Source organism: Lactimicrobium sp. (genome assembly GCF_036453465.1).
Classification (GTDB): domain Bacteria; phylum Bacillota_I; class Bacilli_A; order Erysipelotrichales; family Erysipelotrichaceae; genus Bulleidia.
The window spans coordinates 1-18,192 of the sequence record NZ_JAZHUW010000020.1; the positions used below are offsets into that span (position 1 = coordinate 1).

16 protein-coding genes are annotated in these 18,192 nt (G+C 47.9%); 1 reads left to right on the plus strand and 15 read right to left on the minus strand.

Features of this window, described 5'->3' with window-relative positions; genetic code table 11:
• Window positions 1–128 precede the first annotated feature (128 nt).
• From SOI44_RS06305 to pyrH, 9 genes are all read right to left on the minus strand, one after another.
• Window positions 129–1,256: a PASTA domain-containing protein gene (locus SOI44_RS06305; RefSeq protein ID WP_331348375.1), complete on the minus strand. Its 1,128-nt coding sequence runs from the start codon at window positions 1,254–1,256 to the stop codon at window positions 129–131.
• 13 nt (window positions 1,257–1,269) lie between these two features.
• The gene (locus SOI44_RS06310; RefSeq protein WP_331348376.1) at window positions 1,270–4,005 is read right to left on the minus strand and encodes an N-acetylglucosaminidase; all 2,736 of its coding nucleotides are present in this window, start codon (window positions 4,003–4,005) and stop codon (window positions 1,270–1,272) included.
• A gap of 610 nt (window positions 4,006–4,615) precedes the next feature.
• Window positions 4,616–5,677, minus strand: coding sequence for an RIP metalloprotease RseP (rseP, locus tag SOI44_RS06315; protein WP_331348377.1), 1,062 nt, complete (start codon window positions 5,675–5,677; stop codon window positions 4,616–4,618).
• The gene (locus SOI44_RS06320; protein WP_331348378.1) at window positions 5,677–6,840 is read right to left on the minus strand and encodes a 1-deoxy-D-xylulose-5-phosphate reductoisomerase; all 1,164 of its coding nucleotides are present in this window, start codon (window positions 6,838–6,840) and stop codon (window positions 5,677–5,679) included. Before SOI44_RS06320 ends, rseP begins: the two co-directional genes overlap by 1 nt.
• Window positions 6,837–7,628, minus strand: coding sequence for a phosphatidate cytidylyltransferase (locus tag SOI44_RS06325; protein WP_331348379.1), 792 nt, complete (start codon window positions 7,626–7,628; stop codon window positions 6,837–6,839). The genes SOI44_RS06320 and SOI44_RS06325 overlap by 4 nt, the downstream gene beginning before the upstream one ends.
• Window positions 7,621–8,325, minus strand: coding sequence for a polyprenyl diphosphate synthase (uppS, locus tag SOI44_RS06330; RefSeq protein ID WP_108775881.1), 705 nt, complete (start codon window positions 8,323–8,325; stop codon window positions 7,621–7,623). Before uppS ends, SOI44_RS06325 begins: the two co-directional genes overlap by 8 nt.
• 77 nt (window positions 8,326–8,402) lie before the next feature.
• The gene (locus tag SOI44_RS06335) at window positions 8,403–8,561 is read right to left on the minus strand and encodes a rubredoxin (RefSeq protein ID WP_108775882.1); all 159 of its coding nucleotides are present in this window, start codon (window positions 8,559–8,561) and stop codon (window positions 8,403–8,405) included.
• 111 nt (window positions 8,562–8,672) lie between these two features.
• Window positions 8,673–9,221, minus strand: coding sequence for a ribosome recycling factor (gene frr, locus SOI44_RS06340; protein ID WP_331348380.1), 549 nt, complete (start codon window positions 9,219–9,221; stop codon window positions 8,673–8,675).
• A gap of 2 nt (window positions 9,222–9,223) precedes the next feature.
• Window positions 9,224–9,937, minus strand: coding sequence for a UMP kinase (gene pyrH, locus SOI44_RS06345; protein WP_331348381.1), 714 nt, complete (start codon window positions 9,935–9,937; stop codon window positions 9,224–9,226).
• A gap of 108 nt (window positions 9,938–10,045) precedes the next feature.
• On the opposite strand from pyrH, the gene SOI44_RS06350 reads away from it, so the two are divergent.
• The gene (locus tag SOI44_RS06350) at window positions 10,046–10,918 is read left to right on the plus strand and encodes a Ppx/GppA phosphatase family protein (RefSeq protein WP_331348382.1); all 873 of its coding nucleotides are present in this window, start codon (window positions 10,046–10,048) and stop codon (window positions 10,916–10,918) included.
• A 95-nt stretch (window positions 10,919–11,013) separates the two neighbouring features.
• On the opposite strand, the gene SOI44_RS06355 is transcribed toward SOI44_RS06350, so the two are convergent.
• The 6 genes from SOI44_RS06355 to topA form a co-directional block, all read right to left on the minus strand.
• The gene (locus tag SOI44_RS06355) at window positions 11,014–11,625 is read right to left on the minus strand and encodes an HAD family hydrolase (RefSeq protein ID WP_331348383.1); all 612 of its coding nucleotides are present in this window, start codon (window positions 11,623–11,625) and stop codon (window positions 11,014–11,016) included.
• 89 nt (window positions 11,626–11,714) lie between these two features.
• Window positions 11,715–12,608 carry a translation elongation factor Ts gene (gene tsf, locus SOI44_RS06360; protein WP_331348384.1) on the minus strand — a complete coding sequence of 298 codons (894 nt, stop codon included), beginning with the start codon at window positions 12,606–12,608 and terminating at the stop codon, window positions 11,715–11,717.
• A 3-nt stretch (window positions 12,609–12,611) separates the two neighbouring features.
• Entirely contained in the window at window positions 12,612–13,574 is a 963-nt protein-coding gene (gene rpsB / locus SOI44_RS06365) for a 30S ribosomal protein S2 (protein WP_331348385.1), read from the minus strand.
• A 217-nt stretch (window positions 13,575–13,791) separates the two neighbouring features.
• Window positions 13,792–14,727, minus strand: coding sequence for a tyrosine recombinase XerC (locus tag SOI44_RS06370; RefSeq protein ID WP_331348386.1), 936 nt, complete (start codon window positions 14,725–14,727; stop codon window positions 13,792–13,794).
• A complete protein-coding gene (trmFO, locus tag SOI44_RS06375) occupies window positions 14,717–16,012 on the minus strand; it encodes a methylenetetrahydrofolate--tRNA-(uracil(54)-C(5))-methyltransferase (FADH(2)-oxidizing) TrmFO (RefSeq protein WP_331348387.1) in 1,296 nt (431 codons plus the stop codon). The genes SOI44_RS06370 and trmFO overlap by 11 nt, the downstream gene beginning before the upstream one ends.
• Complete coding sequence (gene topA, locus SOI44_RS06380) at window positions 16,009–18,189, minus strand: type I DNA topoisomerase (RefSeq protein ID WP_331348388.1); 2,181 nt, start codon at window positions 18,187–18,189, stop codon at window positions 16,009–16,011. Before topA ends, trmFO begins: the two co-directional genes overlap by 4 nt.
• Window positions 18,190–18,192 lie beyond the last annotated feature (3 nt).

An 18,192-nucleotide genomic window follows, 5' to 3' on the forward strand; every position in this document is an offset into this window, starting at 1 on the left:
CTTAATAGAACTACATATAGTATAGAACTAATGGCATTCAATGGATCAAAAATTCAGATATAATGCGATGAAATGAAGATTTTACAATGTGTGAAACAGTGTAGTTCTACTTTGAAGCAGATCTAAGGTTAATTGTTTTGATAAATGTTAACTGTCGCACTTGATCTGTCTGAACTTGTTGAATAACCAGCAAAACCCTTATTGTTATTAGAAGACTGGATATAATTTTCAGTTACCTTGCATCCATTCTGCCGCAACGTATCAAGATACTCGCCAATATTAGATGCGGCATCACCTACATAAGTAGTGCCTAACGCTTTACCAGCAGCATCCGACAAGCAAACTCCGGAAGCCTGAACCGGTGTATCTTTTGTTTCACTCTCAGGTGTGCTGTTTTGGGTATTTTCTGTCTCAGAATTTTCGCTACTTTGCTGTGTGACGTCAGAATTGGAATAATTTTGATCCCGTGTACCTCCATTGGCATTGGTATCTGTAGTCTGTCTGCTGACTTCTTCCTGACTCTTTTCAGTATCCGTACTGTCTGTATGTTTTGCAATCGTGACAGTGACAGTATCACCCTTCTTCAGTTTGTCTCCAGCTTTGGCAGAAATGCTTACAATATCGCCATCATTGAGTATTTGACTTTCCTGTTCTGTAAATGTGATAGAAATGCCGTTTTCATCGCCCCATTTCTGAATCTCGTCTTTGCTCATGGATGAGAAATCCGGTGCCACAATTTCAGTTGTGGCAAGTGTAACGGTAATGGCATCAGAGCGCTTTGCTTTGGTGCCGGCAGTTGGATCCATGCTGACAAACATGTCATCTTCAAGATCCTGATCCGTCACATTGGTATACGTATAGGTGACATTGGAGAAGTAGTTATCCGCAAACCATGCCTCGATTTCATCCTTCTTTTTGCCTGAAAAATCTGGAAGTTCGACTTCCTTATCCGGATCTGGTCCCTGGGAAATGGTAAAGGTCAGAATGCCATCCGATGATACTTTGCGGGCTGACTGACTGATTACACAATCACTCAGGACATCATCACTGTACTCCTGTTCAAACTTCACCTGATCTTCCAGGTTATTCTTCTTAGCCCAGATTTCAACAATGCGCTGTGCCTTTCCGCTGAAATCCGGTACATCAATCGAATCAGACGCGTTGACTGTATAAACAGCATATGCACCTGTGCCCGCTCCTGCTGTCAGCACCGCTGCCAGAGCTATCTTAAATCCTAATTTTAATTTCAAAGACATAACTTGTTTTCCCTCACTCTATGGTCAGAATATATCTTGACCTTGCTTTTTCCGTTTTAAGAGTATATGTGCGTCCTTCAAATTGTGAACTCAATTTGTCAGGCCAATTTCGATATAATTCAAAGATATCTTTGTATTCGTCTGTATTAATTTCCAAAAACAAACGATACTTGCCTGAAGAAAGATGAGACAGATCAATATCAGCATCAAAACTGCACATAGAAGTCTCGTATTGATAATTTTTTAACCACGACTTGAAATCATAAACACTAGCTTTTGCATCAATTGCATATGAATACAATTTACCGTCTTCATCCTCAAGATAGAGCGTATAGGAAGGATGTGTATCGGCACACATGCTTGCATTTCGCAAGAATCCATAACCATTTGTGATTGTCAAATGTCCCTTATCAATAGACATGCTGTCAGCACCGAATACAGGTGTCATCAGACTTGGCTTCTTCACATTAGACAAATTGATATTCTGCTTTTCACAAGAAACCTCAATTCTGTAGCTGTTAAGAGGAGAAGTATAGAAAGTAACCGTATATCCATCTTCGCGGGTAATCGAATAATCTTCTTTTAGATCGTTATAGAACAATGAATTCATGGAGTTATGAGAGCCATTAACTGTCTCCAATTCAAGAATATAATTTCCAGGCTTGATATCATCGAGGTCTATTTCCGTCTGGTATCCAACTGCCACGTAACCTGCAAACAACTCTTCCATGATGCCCTGATAATCCGTTGTCTGTGTAGAAAGGTTTGTTACATCTTCACTTTCGGCATTTACCAATTTCATCTGTTGTGTAACAGAATGGTTGTAAGCTGCTGCTCCATCAAAATAGCCAAGGCCAGTCATAGTCACAACATGTGAAATTTCATCATAAGATACTGCTCCAACTCCAGAACGATATTTATAAGAAGCATTGCTCATATCCTCAACTTCATTTTCAGGAGTTTCGGATGGTTCAGGTGTTGTTTCTGGTGATGTTGTCGGTTCAGATGTTGGTTCTGTAGTTGGCTCACTTGTAGGCTCTGCAGTTGGTTCGGTTGTAGGCTCCGCCGTAGGTTCTGTAGACGGCGTTGGTGTTGGAGCAGGTGTTGGGTCCACATTGTCATTGCTGGCTGGTGAACCATTGCTTAACAGCTGCAGCCATTTTTTCTTGATGTAGGCAACGTTGCTGTCAAAGTCATAGTACTGCATGTTGGAGCTGGATGCTCTTGTCAGTCTGCCATTGGTCAGATGATCGGAAGTCTGTGTCTTGTAGGAGTTATTCTCTTCACCTAGCACTGGTACAAGATATGCCCTCGGGAAATAGTTTCCGTATTTCACGCCGCCTGCATTCTTGATGTCATACCACTTGATATCATCATAGGCATTCTTCGTGAAGTAGACACTGGAATCGGAGTTAACAACACCGAGTGTAATCTTGTTGAGATCCTTAAAGCCGGATGCTCTGTCAATCTGGTAGGCAAGTGATGCGATATTGATGCCCCAGAACTGATCAGAGGCATAGCAGACATTGAAGCCATTGCCCTTGTTGCCAACGGCCATGCCAAAGTGTCTGCCATCATCCACGTCCAGATAGCCATTCAGGTTCTTGCCCATCTGGGTAGATACGGCTGTGTAGATCGAACTGTAGGAAGAGGCAAGATTCGGATTGGAATCCACTGCATTCCAGCCGAACAGGTTTGCTCTTGTTCTGGCCAGATTGCTGGTACCATAACCTGATTCATGCAGTGCCATGGCATAGACAATCAAAGCATTGACACCATAGTTATTCTGGGCATCAATGAATGCCTGGGCATTGCCGCTCATGACAGAATTACCGGCATAGCCACTCTGATTCAGGAAGTTCTGCAGATCATCTGCTGTCAGATTGGAATTTGTACGTAATGGTAAAAACTGATAGTAGTTGTAATATGTGCCAGCATACAGTGTCATAGCCTGATCTGTATAGAAATCATAGCCGTTGGCACTGTAATAAGTCGTACCTTCACTCATCCAGTCCCCTGCCGGCAGAACAACGCCGGTTCTGTCAGGATAGGCATAGGTCTGCCAGTTCGAAGCAGCAGAGTTGGACCAGCCCCAGTACGAGTAGAAATACATTTCCTTGTTTCCATAGGAACCTGTAGAAACGGTGTAATGATCCATCTCAGGATACAGTGTATATTCCGGATCTTCAGGGTTGTTGCCGCCAAGTGTGATGGCAAGATGATTGGTATAGTACTTGATCGGCACAAGATCGCATTCTGCCATCTTGACGTAGCCGTCAAAGCCATTCATCGTCATGGAAACAGCACCGCCGCCATTGGAAGTGTCATACCAGGCAGTATCGTGATACTGTGCCTGGGCATACTGACGGGAATATGTGCTGGAACCCGAGAAATCCTGGTTCATATAGTAATAAGAAAGCTCTCTGCCATTGTCACGGTATGGGTTTGTAATGACCATGCCAGACATCATGGCAATGATCTTGGTTGGAGATTTGCTCGCAGAGTTTCTGATGACAGCATCCTGACCAAGTGAATTCATTGCATTTTTGGCAGAATTAAAATCACTGTAGCATCCTTTGTGATCGAAGCCGCCATTGTCATTGACGACGTCTACATCAAAGACACAGCCCTGGTGTATGGAATAGTCATTGCTGTTGTCTGCATTTGCTTTGATAAAGACTTTGCTGCCAAGAGGCAGAGTACTGCCGGCAAGAGCCAGCACAAGAATAAATTGTCTGATTATTTTCATGTGATTCCTTCCCTCTTCTTGCTTCAGGCAGAGATGCCACCGCAGGAAATTTGTGATGCTTAAAAACAGGAATGTGTTTCTGTGGAAATATACAGGTTCAGAAATCACGTGTGTACTTGCTTTGGATTCGTCAGCGTATCATGGCTTTTGCAGAGAGAATATGACCCGGCACCAATGTTATGCCTTCTCATTTCATGCTGTCAGAAGCCATCGTGCATTTGATCATCATGGGAGCACGGCTTTCCCCTGTCTGCAGCTTATACACCAATGTCGGCGGACTGACGACTCCGCTTATGTGCAATCCTGCAGGCGCACACTGTTCCAGCAGATGGCATGATGTGATCTGCATTCTGCGGTCAACTTACTTGTTCAGGGTAAAGTACGTACCGCATCTGCAGCATCATCCCTTCTGGATGAAACAGATGTGATCTGGCCATTGTTCCAATGTTGAACCAGATGCCAGAGAAGTTTACATCGAATCTGCATGTGCAGCTGAGATGACAGCTGTTATCTCTCGTAATACGAAAAAAGCAGAAGATTTGTCTTCCCGGATATTATAAATGAAAAAACATGGCTTTGTGCACCATGTTTTCAAATACTCAAGATTATTTTATGCAAACAGGCTGGCAATATCCTTCCATGTGACAAATACCATCAGCACAATCAGCAGTGCCCAGCAGCCAAGCATCAGACCTGTCTTGACTTTCTCGTTGAGCTTGTGGCGGCAGATGGCTTCGCCAAGCGTGATCACAACCTGTCCGCCATCCAGTACCGGCAATGGCAGCAGATTGAAGATGCCGACATTCAGGCTCAGTTCTGCAATCAGCAGCATGTAGCTGCCAAAGCCCATGGATGCGGCCTGTCCGGTTGCCTTATAAATGCCAACCGGTCCGGATAACTGCTTCAGGCCAGAACCATGGAAGATGGTTCCAATTGCCTGGAACATCAGTCTTGTCATCGTCACCATGTAATAGCCGCCAAAATACAGACAGTTCGCTGGGGTTACCTTGACGTATTTACCTTCTACTGATGTGATGCCGATCAGGTAAGCACCGGACTCTTCATCGTATGCAGGTGTTACAGTCAATTCAAGCGTCTGTCCATCTCTTTCGACTGTATAGACACATGCCTGTCCTTCCGTATTGAACGACTGCATGTCCAGGAAAGTCTTTGGCTTTACTGAAGAGCCGTCTTCGGCTGTAATCTTGATAATCCTGTCTCCTGCTTCAAAGCCTGCCTGCTCTGCCGGACTGCTTGCCACAACCGAGCCGACAACTGGCTCCGGTGACATCTGTACACCGCCGGCTGCCAGAGCAATGCCGACAAAGATCGCATATGCCAGCACGAAGTTCATGAAGACGCCTGCCAGCATGATGATGACTTTCTTCCACCACTTCTGTTCCGTCAGCCTTCTGCCTTCCGGCACATGTACATCCGGGTAGGCTTCATCGCCATCCTGTTCTCCTGCCATGGCGACAAAACCGCCGATTGGCAGTGCACGGATGGAATACTGGGTTTCTCCTTTTTTGCGCTTGAAGATCACCGGGCCCATGCCAAAAGAAAATTCATAGCAGTAGACACCGAACTTTTTCGCTGCAAACAGGTGGCCGGCTTCATGAATCGTAATAATGACAGACAGCAGCAGAAAAAACAAGATGAGTGTAATTACCATTAATTCAAATACTCCTCTATTTTGGACTGTGCATAGTGACGCCCCCAGGCATCCGCATCCAGCAGGTCTTGTACATCATTGACCTGTTTGTACGGTGCTTCATGCACAGCTGATATGACAATCTCCTCAATCATCAGGAACGGAATCTTGTGCTGGCGGAAGGCCAGATTGGCCGCTTCATTGGCCGCATTCATGATCGCATCCAGGTTGCCGCCCTTCTTTCCTGCTTCATAGGCTAAAGCAAGCAATGGAAAGCGCTCTGTATCTGGATTTTCAAAATGCAGATCCGGTGCCATGGCCAGATCCAGCGGATGTTCCTCATGGAAGTCATAGCGCTCAGGCCAGGTCAAGGCATACTGAATCGGCAGGCGCATATCGGCAGCACCAAGCTGGGCAATGATGGAATGGTCAACATATTCCACCATGGAATGCACAATGGATTGTGGATGCATCAGCACCTTGATATCATCATACGGCATATCAAACAGCCAGTGTGCTTCGGTGACTTCAAAGCCCTTGTTCATCAGATTGGCACAGTCAACCGTGATCTTGGCACCCATGGACCAGTTGGGATGGGCCAGGGCATCTTCCACAGTTACATTCTGCAGTTCGTCTCTGCTCTTATTGCGGAATGCACCGCCGGAACAGGTAATCCACAGACGCTTGACATCCTGCCTTCTGTTTCCCTGCAGGCACTGGAAGATCGCACTGTGTTCAGAATCAATCGGATACAGGCTGACACCATATTGTTGCAGGGCCCGCTTGATCAGCTCACCGCCTACCACAAGTGTCTCCTTGTTGGCCAGAGCAATGTTGTGCTTTGTCTGAATCGCAGCCAGTGTCGGTGCAAACCCCACAAAGCCAACCAGTGCATTGACCAGCACATCATAATCATCTCTTTCTGCCAGTGTCAGCAATCCTTCATCGCCATAGACAAAGTGAATGTGCGGATAGTCTGCAGAAAGCTGCTGTGCATCCCGTTTTTCCATGACACACACCTGATCTGCTTTTACTTTTGCAAGTATTTTGCGCAGGCAGTCAATGTTGTGACCGACACTGAGAGCCTTGATTTCAAAAAGATCAGGATGCTGCAGGACGATATCGATTGTCTGGGTGCCGATAGAACCGGATGCCCCTAACAAGACGAGCCGTTTGCGTGTCATAGCAGGCCTCCCAGCACGAGCAGTGCATGGAAGAACAGCAGGCAGAAGATCATACTGTCAATGCGGTCAAGAATACCGCCATGTCCCGGAAAGATACTGCCGAAGTCTTTGATGCCGAAGTGTCTCTTGATGCTGGAGAAAGAAAGATCACCAAGCTGGGCCAGCAGCGGCAGTGTCAGTGACCCGGCGATGATCATGCCGGCTGGCATCATATCGCGGCACAGGCAGAATCCCCACAGCATGGACAGCAGTGCACCAGTGCAATAGCCGCCGATGCTGCCTTCCCATGTCTTATGAGGAGAGACGCGCGGAATCATCTTGTGTTTGCCGCGGAAAACGCCGAAGAAATAGGCACCGGTATCACAGCCGTAGCAGGCAATGGCGACGTACAATGTCAATAGAAACCCGTTGTGGAATGTATACAGATTGTTCAAGCCAAGCAGTGCCATGCCGACAAGGCAGGAAATCAGAAAGGAATAGGCTGCATATTCTGCTGTCGTGGTTTCATCAAACATGACAATGGCAAACAGGACTGTGACATAGAAGGCACAGACCATGACAAACTGATCCACAGGTGCAACGACCATGGCAAAGATTGCTCCAATGTTCAGAATTGCAGTCAGCCACTTGTTCTTTTCTTTGTTCAGACTGGCAATTTCACAGCCAGCCAGTACGGCAATGACAGCACACAGGATCTTCAGCGGAATACCGCCTAATACCAGCGGCGGGACCGCCACAGCAATCAGTACAATTGCTGTCGCAATCTTGATCATCATGCTCTTACTCATCTTTGACACCGCCAAAGCGCCGGTCACGGTGGGAATATTCTTCCAGACAGCGCTTTAATACATCAGGGGTGAATTCAGGCCAGGATTCCGGTATAAATTCCAGTTCGGCATAGGCAATCTGCCAAAGCAGATAGTTGGAAATACGCTGCTCACCGCTTGTTCTGATCAGCAGGTCAACCGGCGGGAAATCCTTTGTATACAGGTACTGTTCAAACTTTTCCGGGGTCAGGTTCAGATCTGCCTTTCCTTCCTTGACATCCTTTGCATAGGAAACTGCCGCATGGACAATTTCATCATGGGAGCCATAGTTGATGGCAATGACCAGATTGAGGCCGGTGTTGTCCTTGGACTCATCTGCCGCATCCAGCAGGACCTGGCGGGTTGCTTCAGGAAGTGCAGACAGATCACCGATCAGCCTGATTCTGAAGCCTCTCTGCAGGAATTCCTGCATATACATTTTGAACAAGTATGCAGGCAGCTTCATCAGATAGCTGACTTCATCCTTGGAGCGTTTCCAGTTTTCGGTTGAAAACGCATAGAGAGTCAGATATTTCACACCAAGTTTGTCTGCCGCAATCGCAATGGTTCTGACATTATCTGCACCAACTTTATGGCCGGCAGTGCGCGGCAGGCCTTTGGCCTTGGCCCAGCGCCCATTGCCATCCATAATGATGGCGACGTGTTTGCATTCTTTCATACTCCACCTCGGTACGTATTATACCATGCATGCCCATAAAAAAAGAGGAATGCCATAGACAGCATCCTCTCTTGTGTCTACTCAACCTTGGTAAAAGCAGACTTCGGCAATGCACATACCGGGCAGACCCAGTCTTCCGGCAGATCCTCAAACTTTGTGCCAGGCTTGATTCCCTGCGTTGGATCACCAACTTCCGGATCATACACATATCCGCACGGGCACTGATACTTATCCATATTCGTTCTCCTTTTCATCCCAGATGGGTTCTGTCTTCATTATAGTCTTGTTCAACTTTAACGGCAAAAAAACGCATGAACTTTCTGCCATGCGCCTTTATATATTTTGAATCAAACCTTGAGAACTTCAGCAGACTTCTTGTCAGCGGTATCCTCAATCGTCTTGATATACTTATCCGTCAGCTTCTGGATTTCTTCCTTGGCATCCTTCTGCATATCCTCATCCAATGTCTTGTCCTTCTTGACAGCATCATTGGCATCACGGCGGATATTGCGGATCTGAATCTTGCATTCTTCAGCAATCTTGGCAACCTTCTTGGTCATTTCCTTACGGGTTTCACCAGTCAGCTCCGGCACTGTCAGACGAATGACGGTACCGTCATTGCGTGGAGCAATACCCAGATTTGCCTGGTTGCAGGCCTTCTCGATATCTTTCAAAGAAGAAGGATCATAGGGCTTGATGACAAGTGTTCTGCCTTCCTGTACGGAAATACCTGCGATCTGGTTCAGCGGTGTCGGTGTTCCATAATATTCCACTTCCACTCTGTCCAGCATCTTGGCATTGGCCATGCCTGTGCGGATCTGGTTGAGCTCTGCATGCAGATGCTCAATGACCTTATCCATCTTTTCACTGCTGCTTTCAATAATCGGATACGACATGTTTACTTTTCTCCTTTAATAATTGTTCCAATATCCTCACCCATGCATGCTTTGACAATGTTTCCCTTCTGGTTCATGTTAAACACCATGATTGCCATATGGTTGTCCATGCACAGCGATGTAGCTGTAGCATCCATAACCTGCAGTCCTTTTTCCAGCAGATCCATATATGTCAGTGTGTCAAACCGCACTGCATTGGGATCTTTCTTCGGATCCGCCGAATAGACGCCGTCTACACCATTTTTTGCCATCAGAATCACATCTGCCTTGATCTCAGATGCCCGCAGTGCTGCCGTTGTATCGGTAGAGAAATACGGCAGGCCGGTGCCGCCGCCAAAGATGACGACCCTGCCCTTTTCCAGATGTCTTACTGCTCTTCTTTCAATAAATGGCTCCGCAACTTCCGGCATACTGATGGATGTCTGTACGCGGGTATCAATGCCATGCTTTTCCAGTGTGGACTGAATCGCCAGAGCATTGATGATTGTTGCCAGCATGCCCATATGGTCTCCCTGTGTGCGCTCCATCCCAAGCTCCACAGCCATCTTGCCGCGGATGAAATTTCCGCCGCCTACAACAATGGCAACCTGAATGCCTGCTTTTTGAACCTGTCCGATTTCGTCCGCAAGATCATCCAGTACTGCTGCATTAAAAGGAGAACCCTGTGTCCCGGACAATGCTTCTCCGCTCAGTTTCAGTAAGACACGTTTATACATGATATTCCTCCTGATTATTCTTTCTGGCATTTATTATAGCATGACAGAGCGGATTTCTTCTGCATTTTCATGTACCTGTCAGTATAATGTCTCCCGGGAGGAATCCATATGCATACAACCGCCATTATTGATATTGGCTCCAATACCATCGTACTTGTCATCTATCAGATCGATGATACCGGCCTTCATCAGCTGTACTATCAGTCCATTGCTGCACATCTTGTTGCCTGCATTCAGGATAGAAAAATGAGTGAGGAAGGACTGCAGAAAGCACAGAAGATCATCAGAGGATATCTTGAAAAGTGTCAGGAAATGCATGTCGGTGACATCTATGGGGATGTGACTGAATGCGGCCGAAACCTTGTGAATCAGGATGCCTTTCTATCTGCAATCAAAGAAGCAGGCCTTGCAAATGTCAGGCTGTTAACCGGTGAAGAAGAAGCGATGTGCGACTTCTATGGCACAACCCTTGACTGTCAGATTCCGGATGGATTGATGATTGATATCGGTGGAGGATCAACAGAATTTGTCAGTTTCCAAAACAGGAAAATCCAGGATGCGGTTTCCATTCCGCTAGGCTGTGTACGCCTTTCTGCCATGAAACCGGATCCCTCTGTATCCAAAGAGGCAATTGAAAACATGCGTCTGCAGCATCCTTCTCTTTCAAACAGCGATATGGCAATCGGTGTGGGCGGCACGATCCGTGCCTGCCGCAAGACTGTGGAAGCTGTTAAAGGAAACCAGCAGGCAAGATTTCTGACAGAAGATCTTTTGGCTTTGTATACAGGTCTGAAGCAGGAAGATCCTGCCTGGTGCAAAGCAGCGAAGGAAAATGTGACGCCTGACCGTCTGCCGGTTCTTGTGCCCGGTCTTGGCATGCTGGTGGCAGCATCCCAGAGCTTTGGCATCAGGGAGTTTGTGTCCAGTGAGTATGGTGTTCGCGAAGGTTTTCTGCTGCACTTTGTATTGAAGCGCCTTTAAGGAAAAGAAATTGTGATCTCTGTATCAGGCAGAGAACATTTTGTTCTGCCTGTACAAAGATCACTTTTTTATGTTGTCAGAGAATTGAAAATGCTTCAGGTATTCTGCTGCACAAGCAGTTTTGCAAGGTCTGTTTCCGCCTGGCTCTGTGATTGATAGTGAATGCCATGCAGGCCGAACTGCTGTGCAGATATGATGTTAGCCAAAGTGTCATCAATGAAGACAGCATGACAGGGATCAATATGGAACAGGTAGAACAAGGTCAGAAAGGCAGCTGGATCCGGCTTGATGACCTGGTGCTGACAGGAGAAGAAACAGTCATCGCAATACGTTCTGAAATCCAGGGCATCTGCACAGTCCTGCAGGGCCGTTCTGGCAAAGTTGGAAAGGACAAAGACCTTCATATTCTGTGCTTTGAGGGAAGTGATCCATGGAATGGATGTATCTCTGCGGGTGACAAGGCCGTGCATATGTACTAAGGAGGCATCAATCTCGCTGGCAAGATCCGGTGCATCTTTTTTGAACCTGGCCCTGACTTCTTCATCTGTCAGTACGCCGCGGTCATATTCCTTCCAGGCAGGATGATCCATCGTAGCCTTTTTTAACCGCTCACTCATTTGTCTGCTGTATCCCTGGTGCAGATAGTATGTAACCTGCTCATAGCTGGAAAGAACGCCGCCGACATCAAATATGACTGTATCAATCATGTTTTCACCTCGCTGTTATCATACGTTGAAATACGAAAATGCGCATAAAAAAACGCAGAACGATGTCTGCGTCGTTTTTGTATGAAAGCTTACTTCTGAGCCATTGCGGCAACTTCAGCAGCAAAGTCATCCTTCTTCTTCTCGATGCCTTCGCCAACCTTGTATTTGACAAATGTCTCAACCTCAGCGTGGTTCTCCTTGAGGTACTGGCCGCACTTAACATCCTGATCCAGGAAGAAGATCTGATCAACCAGACACATATCCTGCAGATCCTTGGACAGACGTCCCTCGATGATACCGGCCTTTACCTTCTCAGGCTTGTTGGCAAGCTTCTCATCATCCTTGAGCTGTGCTTCCAGAATGGAGCGCTCATGATCAACGATTTCCTTCGGCATATCGTTTCTGGAAACATATGTCGGGTTCATGGAAGCAACCTGCATCGCCATGTTCTTGGCAACCTGCGGATCGTCTGTACCCTTGACCAGTGTCAGAGCAGAGATTCTGCCGCCCTGGTGCATATAGGCACCGAACTCTTCATCATCCTTCTTTGTCAGGATGGCGAAACGTCTCAGAGTGATCTTCTCACCGATTGTAGCAACAGCAGCGACATAAGTGTCCTTCAGTGTGCCATCTTCTGTCTTGAGCTCTATTGCCTCGTCTACTGTCTTGGCATCGGAGTCAATCAGAGTGTTCAGTGTCTTGTCAAGCAGCTGCAGGAACTTCTCGTTCTTGGCAACGAAGTCAGTCTCAGAGTTGACTTCGACAATCGCAGCCTTGTTGCCTTTAACCAGAATTCTGGAAAGACCTTCAGCCGCAATTCTGCCTTCCTTGGATGCAGCCTTGGCAATGCCCTTTTCGCGGAGCCAGTCAATTGCCTTTTCGATATTGCCGTCAGACTCTGTCAGAGCCTTCTTGCAGTCCATCATGCCTGCGCCTGTTCTTTCACGCAGGTCCTTGATCATTGCAACAGTTACAGCTGCCATGAATTACTTGTCCTCCTTTACAGCTTCCTCACTCTTTACTGCAGGTTTTGCGGCAGGTGCAGCAGCATTTGTATTGCGGCTGTCTCTGCGGAATACACGGCGCTCACCATTGCCGTTGGAGAAACGGCCATTGCGGCCATTGCCAGCAGCCATCTGGGCACGGCGCTCTTCAAATCTCTGTCTTCTCTTGCGCTCATACTCAGCAGCCTGCTGCTCAACATTGATGATGACATCCTTCATGGTGATGTCCTCACCCTCTTCTTCCTGATGAGCAACTTCCAGAACACCGCCCTTAGCCTCAACAATAGCATCGGCGATGACACTGACCATCAGCTTGATGGAACGTACAGCATCATCATTTGCCGGGATCGGATATGTCACCTTGGTCGGATCAGCATTTGTATCGATCAAGGCGAATACCGGGATGTTCAGCTTGCGGGCTTCCTCAACAGCATTGTGCTCCTGCAGCGGATCCACAACAAACAGTGCATCCGGCAGCTTCTTCATTTCCTTGATACCGCCGAGATAGTTCTCCAGCTTGTCCTTCTGCTTCAGAAGCAGAGCCTGTTCCTTCTTTGTATAGTGTTCAATGGTGCCGGATGTTTCCATCTCTTCGATGTCAGTCAGCTTCTTGATAGACTTCTGAATGGTTCTGAAGTTTGTCAGTGTGCCGCCCAGCCATCTCTGGTTGACATAGAAGCTTCCGGAACGGATTGCCTCTTCCAGCACAGTAGCCTGTGCCTGCTTCTTTGTACCAACAAACAGAACCTTGCCGCCATCCTCAGTGATCTTCTTCAGGGCAGCATATGCCTTGTCCAGCTGTTCCTGTGTCTTGGCAAGATCAATGATGTACACATTGTTCTTGGCAGTATAGATATACTGCTTCATCTTCGGGTTCCACTTGCGTGTCTGATGTCCAAAATGAACACCGTTTTCGAGCATTTTCCTCATTGAAACAACAGTCATTTTAATTTTTACCTCGCTTTCCGTTGTTTTCCGCCACAGTTTCCAACACCATCAACATGCAGTCCCGCATGCTTTACAGTCTCTGCATGCACGGGATGGTGAATCCACTGTGTGAGAAGTACATCTGCTTTTTATGCATCAAAAAAACAGATGCCTCAAGTATGGTATCATAACCTGCATCTGTTTCAAAGCTTTTTATTGTGGGATATGCCTGTTTTCAGTCGTTTTTTCCTTCATTTGTCAAGGAATGCGGATGGGCTGCTTCCACTACCCTGGCAAGTCTGTCCTGGGTCAGATGGGTATAGATCTGGGTCGTTGACAAAGAAGAATGGCCCAGCAGTTCCTGTACGACCCGCAGATCGGCGCCATTGTCCAGCAGATGGGTCGCAAAGCTGTGGCGGATCATATGGGGATGGACATGAATGTACAATCCGGCATTGACGCCTGCTTTTTCCACCATGATCTGGATGGAGCGTGAAGAAATGCCCTTGCCAAACCGGTTGACAAACAGAATGCCGTTTTCCGGATGGCCGTGCATGAGCACCGGCCGTACCTGCTGCAGATAGATTTTCAAAAGCTGGCTGCATCTTGGATAGAACGGCACCATGCGTTCCTTGCTTTCCTTACCCAATACCCGCAGATAGTTCTCATCGAGGCTGACATCCTGAATGCGGATGCCGGCACACTCCGAAACACGCAGCCCGCAGGCATACATCGTTTCCAGGATGCAGCGGTCACGTACCCCATTCAGGGTTGAAAGATCGAACGTGTTAAAGAGGCTCTCCATCTGATCAAAGGTCAGATACTCCGGCAGTTTGCGGGTATGGCGCGAGCCATGGAATGCCTGTACGGGATTGGCCTGTACATTCTCATACTGGTTCAGATACCGCCAGAATGATTTCAGGGAAGACAGATTGCGGGAAAAGGACGCATTGGACAAGACATGTCCGCCGATATGGCCGCTGCGCAGCTGCGTGATATAATCCGCAATGTCATTTCTTGTCACATCTTCAAACGAAGTGATGTGCTTTTCTTCCAGGTAGGAAAGGAATCGCTGCACATCCCGGTGATAGGCATCACGCGTATCAGCGGATCCCGTCCGGCTGCGGCTGATCTGGCTCAGAAAGCCATCCAGGCTGTCTTCAAAGGACATGGGATTCCTTCATCTGGCGGATCAGAGTAAGAGACTGCGGGGCATAGGCTGCCTTGCGGTCTTTTTTCTTCACATCTGCACTTAAATGCATGATGCCGAAGTTGGCATTCATCGGCTGGAAATGATTGGGATCCGCATGGCTGACATAATAGGACATTGCCCCGATCATCGTATCCCGATTGGCAGGAGCCAGCGGTTCCTCATGCAGAACATGGGCAAGATTGATGCCTGCCAGCATGCCGGAGGCAGCACTTTCAATATAGCCTTCCACACCTGTCATCTGGCCGGCGAAGAACAGATCTTTCCTGTTTTTGTACTGATATCCTTCGCCAAGAATCACCGGTGAATCAATGTATGTATTCCGGTGCATGACGCCATAGCGGACAATTTCAGCGTTCTCAAGTCCCGGGATCATATGGATAATGCGCTTCTGCTCACCCCAGGTCAGATGGGTCTGGAAACCAACGATGTTATACAGTGAAGATTCTGCATTGTCACGGCGCAGCTGTACAACAGCATAGGGCCGCATGCCGTCTTTTTCCAGACCGACCGGCTTCATCGGGCCAAACAGCAGCGTGTCCCTGCCTCGTTTTGCCATCACTTCAAACGGCATGCACCCTTCAAAGTAGACTTCTTTTTCAAAGCTGTGCAGATCAGCGGTCTTTGCCGTAATGACGGCTTCATAAAAGGCATCAAATTCTTCCCTGCTCATCGGGCAGTTCAGATAATCAGCGCTGCCCTTGTCATATCTGCTCTTGAAGTATGCTTTGCTGTAATCAATGGAATCTGCTGTCACAATCGGTGCCGCCGCATCATAGAAGTAGCAGTACTTCTGATCAATCAGCTTCCCGATGGCATCCACCATTGCCTGGGAAGAAAGCGGTCCGGTCGCAATAACACATGGCTGTTGGGGAATATGATCCACTTCTTCATGGACAACGCTGATGTTGGGATGGCTGTTGATGGCATCGGTAACGTCCTGTGAGAATTTCTCGCGGTCTACGGCCAGGGCAGAACCTGCCGGCACCTGGTTTTCATCTGCTTTTGCCATGATCAAAGACCCGATGGTGCGCATTTCTGCCTTGAGTACACCGACGGCATTGGTCAGCGCATTGGAACGCAGAGAATTGGAACACACCAGCTCTGCATAGGTATCTGCGTGGTGGGCAGCCGAATGCTTTACCGGTTTCATTTCATACAGTGTTACATGAACATCACGATTGGCCAGCTGCCAGGCTGCCTCACAGCCGGCCAGGCCTGCCCCGATCACATATGCCTGCTTCATGCGTCTTCACCTGTTTTCTTTGTCTTGCGGACAGCTGTCTTTCTGGCCGTTGTTTTCTTCGCGGCTGTTTTCTTTGTGCCTGTTTTTCTTGTTGTTTTCTTTGCTGTCTTTCTGGCAGTCTTACGGACCGGTTTTTCGACTGTTTCTGCATCAGTGCCGGTTTTATTCATGGCTGCTTTTTCGGCCTTGGAATAGACCCTTTCGCCCTGCATGTTTTCCATGTAATGGCACTTGGGATAGTTGGCACAGCCAATGAAGTAGGAGCCATAGCGGTTTTTACGCTTGACCAGCTGGCCGCCGCACTCCGGGCAGGTACGGCCGATTGGTTCCGGCTTTTCCTTGTCGGTTTCGATCTGTCTTGTATAGCGGCAGGTCGGGAAGTTGGAGCAGGAAATGAACTTGCCATAGCGCCCTACCCGGTATACCAGGTCGCCGCCGCATTCCGGACATTTCTCGCCAACCTTTTCCGGCTGGATCTTCTCCATGCCTTCATAGGCCGCATCCAGCAATGGTTCAAACTTCTGCCAGAACGCTGTCAGTGTATCCAGTTCCTTTGCTTCCCCATCGGCGATTTCATCGAGCTTTGTTTCCATCTGGGCCGTGTATTTGACATTGATAATGCCGGCAAAATACTCATCCAGCTTTTCGGTTGTCAGAATACCCTGATCCGTCGGGAAGAACACTCTTGTTCTGCTTTTCGGGGAGGTACGCTCCAGGGTGACATAGCCTCTTGCCTGGATGGTATCAATGATCATGGCATAAGTGCTTGGACGGCCGATGCCTTCTTCTTCCATTGCCTTGATGAGCTTTGCTTCGGTATATCTTGCCGGTGGTTCAGTGAAGTGCTGGTTTTTCTGCAGAGAAGCAGCCGGCATCTTTTCACCCTCAGTCAATACCGGCAGCAGTACATCCTTGCTGGCATCATAGTCTTTGTAAACCCGAAGGAAGCCGTCAAAGGCAAGCTTGGAGCCGCTGGCCGTAAAGTCATGGCCGTTCTGGCTCAATACAACCGTCATGGCATCAAAGCGTGCCGGTGCCATCAAAGAAGCCAGAGCACGGGCATAGATCATGTGATACAGCTTGTATTGCTCACTGGTCAGATACTGTTTGATCTTTTCCGGCGTATTTTCAATGTTGGTCGGGCGGATGGCCTCATGGGCATCCTGGGCATTGGCATCATTGTGGGCATGATAGCTGCCAAGATATTCTTTGCCGAATTCCTGCTCAATCTTTTTGCGGCCGGCATTGATGTAAAGGTCTGACAATCTGGTACTGTCGGTACGCATATAGGTGATCAGACCTTCCTGGCCGGAACCGATGTCAATGCCTTCATACAGACGCTGGGCAATGGACATGGTGCGTTTGGCCGCAAAGCCAAGCTTGGTGGAAGCTTCCTGCTGCAGTGTGGATGTAATAAAAGGAAGCGGCTGGCGGCGGGAGCGCACGGAAGTCTTGATCGAAGTGATTTCAAACTCACCCTGGCAGGCCTGGAAAGCTTTTTCAGCTTCTTCCTCATTGTGCAGCTGTGCCTTTTCGCCGTTGATCTTACTCAGAGCTGCGGTAAATTCAGTGCCGTCTTTGCGGAAGATGGCATCCAGCGTCCAGTATTCCTGCGGCTTGAATGCCTTGATTTCCTTTTCCCGCTCAACAATCAGCTTCAGGGCAACGGACTGTACACGGCCGGCAGACTTGGACTTGATCTTGTTTTTCAGCAGTTTGGAGAGCTTGAAGCCAATGATGCGGTCCAGGATTCTTCTGGTTTCCTGGGAGTGGACAAGATCCATGTCAATTTGTCTTGGCTGTGAGAATGCCTGCTTGACCGCATTCTTTGTGATTTCATGGAACGTGACACGGTCTGTGGCATCCTCGGGAAGATCCAATACCTGGGCCAGATGCCAGGAAATGGCTTCTCCTTCACGATCCGGGTCGGTTGCCAGATAGACGTTCTGTGCTTTGGAGGCATCGTCTTTGAGTTCTTTTACAACATCTTTTTTGTCTTTTGAGATTTCATAGACGGGCGTAAAACCATTGTCAATGTCTACGCCAAGGCCGTCTTTACCTTTGATGGCAAGATCGCGGATATGTCCTTTGCTGGAGACAACCGTATAATCCGGTCCCAGATATTTCCCAATCGTTTTCGATTTTGATGGAGACTCTACAATGACTAAATTCTTCATTTG

Coding starts and splice junctions, on each gene's coding strand:
- SOI44_RS06305 (WP_331348375.1), bottom strand. CDS start 1,256: ATGTCTTTGAAATTAAAATTAGGATTTAAGATAGCTCTGGCAGCGGTG.
- SOI44_RS06310 (WP_331348376.1), bottom strand. CDS start 4,005: ATGAAAATAATCAGACAATTTATTCTTGTGCTGGCTCTTGCCGGCAGT.
- rseP (WP_331348377.1), bottom strand. CDS start 5,677: ATGGTAATTACACTCATCTTGTTTTTTCTGCTGCTGTCTGTCATTATT.
- SOI44_RS06320 (WP_331348378.1), bottom strand. CDS start 6,840: ATGACACGCAAACGGCTCGTCTTGTTAGGGGCATCCGGTTCTATCGGC.
- SOI44_RS06325 (WP_331348379.1), bottom strand. CDS start 7,628: ATGAGTAAGAGCATGATGATCAAGATTGCGACAGCAATTGTACTGATT.
- uppS (WP_108775881.1), bottom strand. CDS start 8,325: ATGAAAGAATGCAAACACGTCGCCATCATTATGGATGGCAATGGGCGC.
- SOI44_RS06335 (WP_108775882.1), bottom strand. CDS start 8,561: ATGGATAAGTATCAGTGCCCGTGCGGATATGTGTATGATCCGGAAGTT.
- frr (WP_331348380.1), bottom strand. CDS start 9,221: ATGTCGTATCCGATTATTGAAAGCAGCAGTGAAAAGATGGATAAGGTC.
- pyrH (WP_331348381.1), bottom strand. CDS start 9,937: ATGTATAAACGTGTCTTACTGAAACTGAGCGGAGAAGCATTGTCCGGG.
- SOI44_RS06350 (WP_331348382.1), top strand. CDS start 10,046: ATGCATACAACCGCCATTATTGATATTGGCTCCAATACCATCGTACTT.
- SOI44_RS06355 (WP_331348383.1), bottom strand. CDS start 11,625: ATGATTGATACAGTCATATTTGATGTCGGCGGCGTTCTTTCCAGCTAT.
- tsf (WP_331348384.1), bottom strand. CDS start 12,608: ATGGCAGCTGTAACTGTTGCAATGATCAAGGACCTGCGTGAAAGAACA.
- rpsB (WP_331348385.1), bottom strand. CDS start 13,574: ATGACTGTTGTTTCAATGAGGAAAATGCTCGAAAACGGTGTTCATTTT.
- SOI44_RS06370 (WP_331348386.1), bottom strand. CDS start 14,727: ATGTCCTTTGAAGACAGCCTGGATGGCTTTCTGAGCCAGATCAGCCGC.
- trmFO (WP_331348387.1), bottom strand. CDS start 16,012: ATGAAGCAGGCATATGTGATCGGGGCAGGCCTGGCCGGCTGTGAGGCA.
- topA (WP_331348388.1), bottom strand. CDS start 18,189: ATGAAGAATTTAGTCATTGTAGAGTCTCCATCAAAATCGAAAACGATT.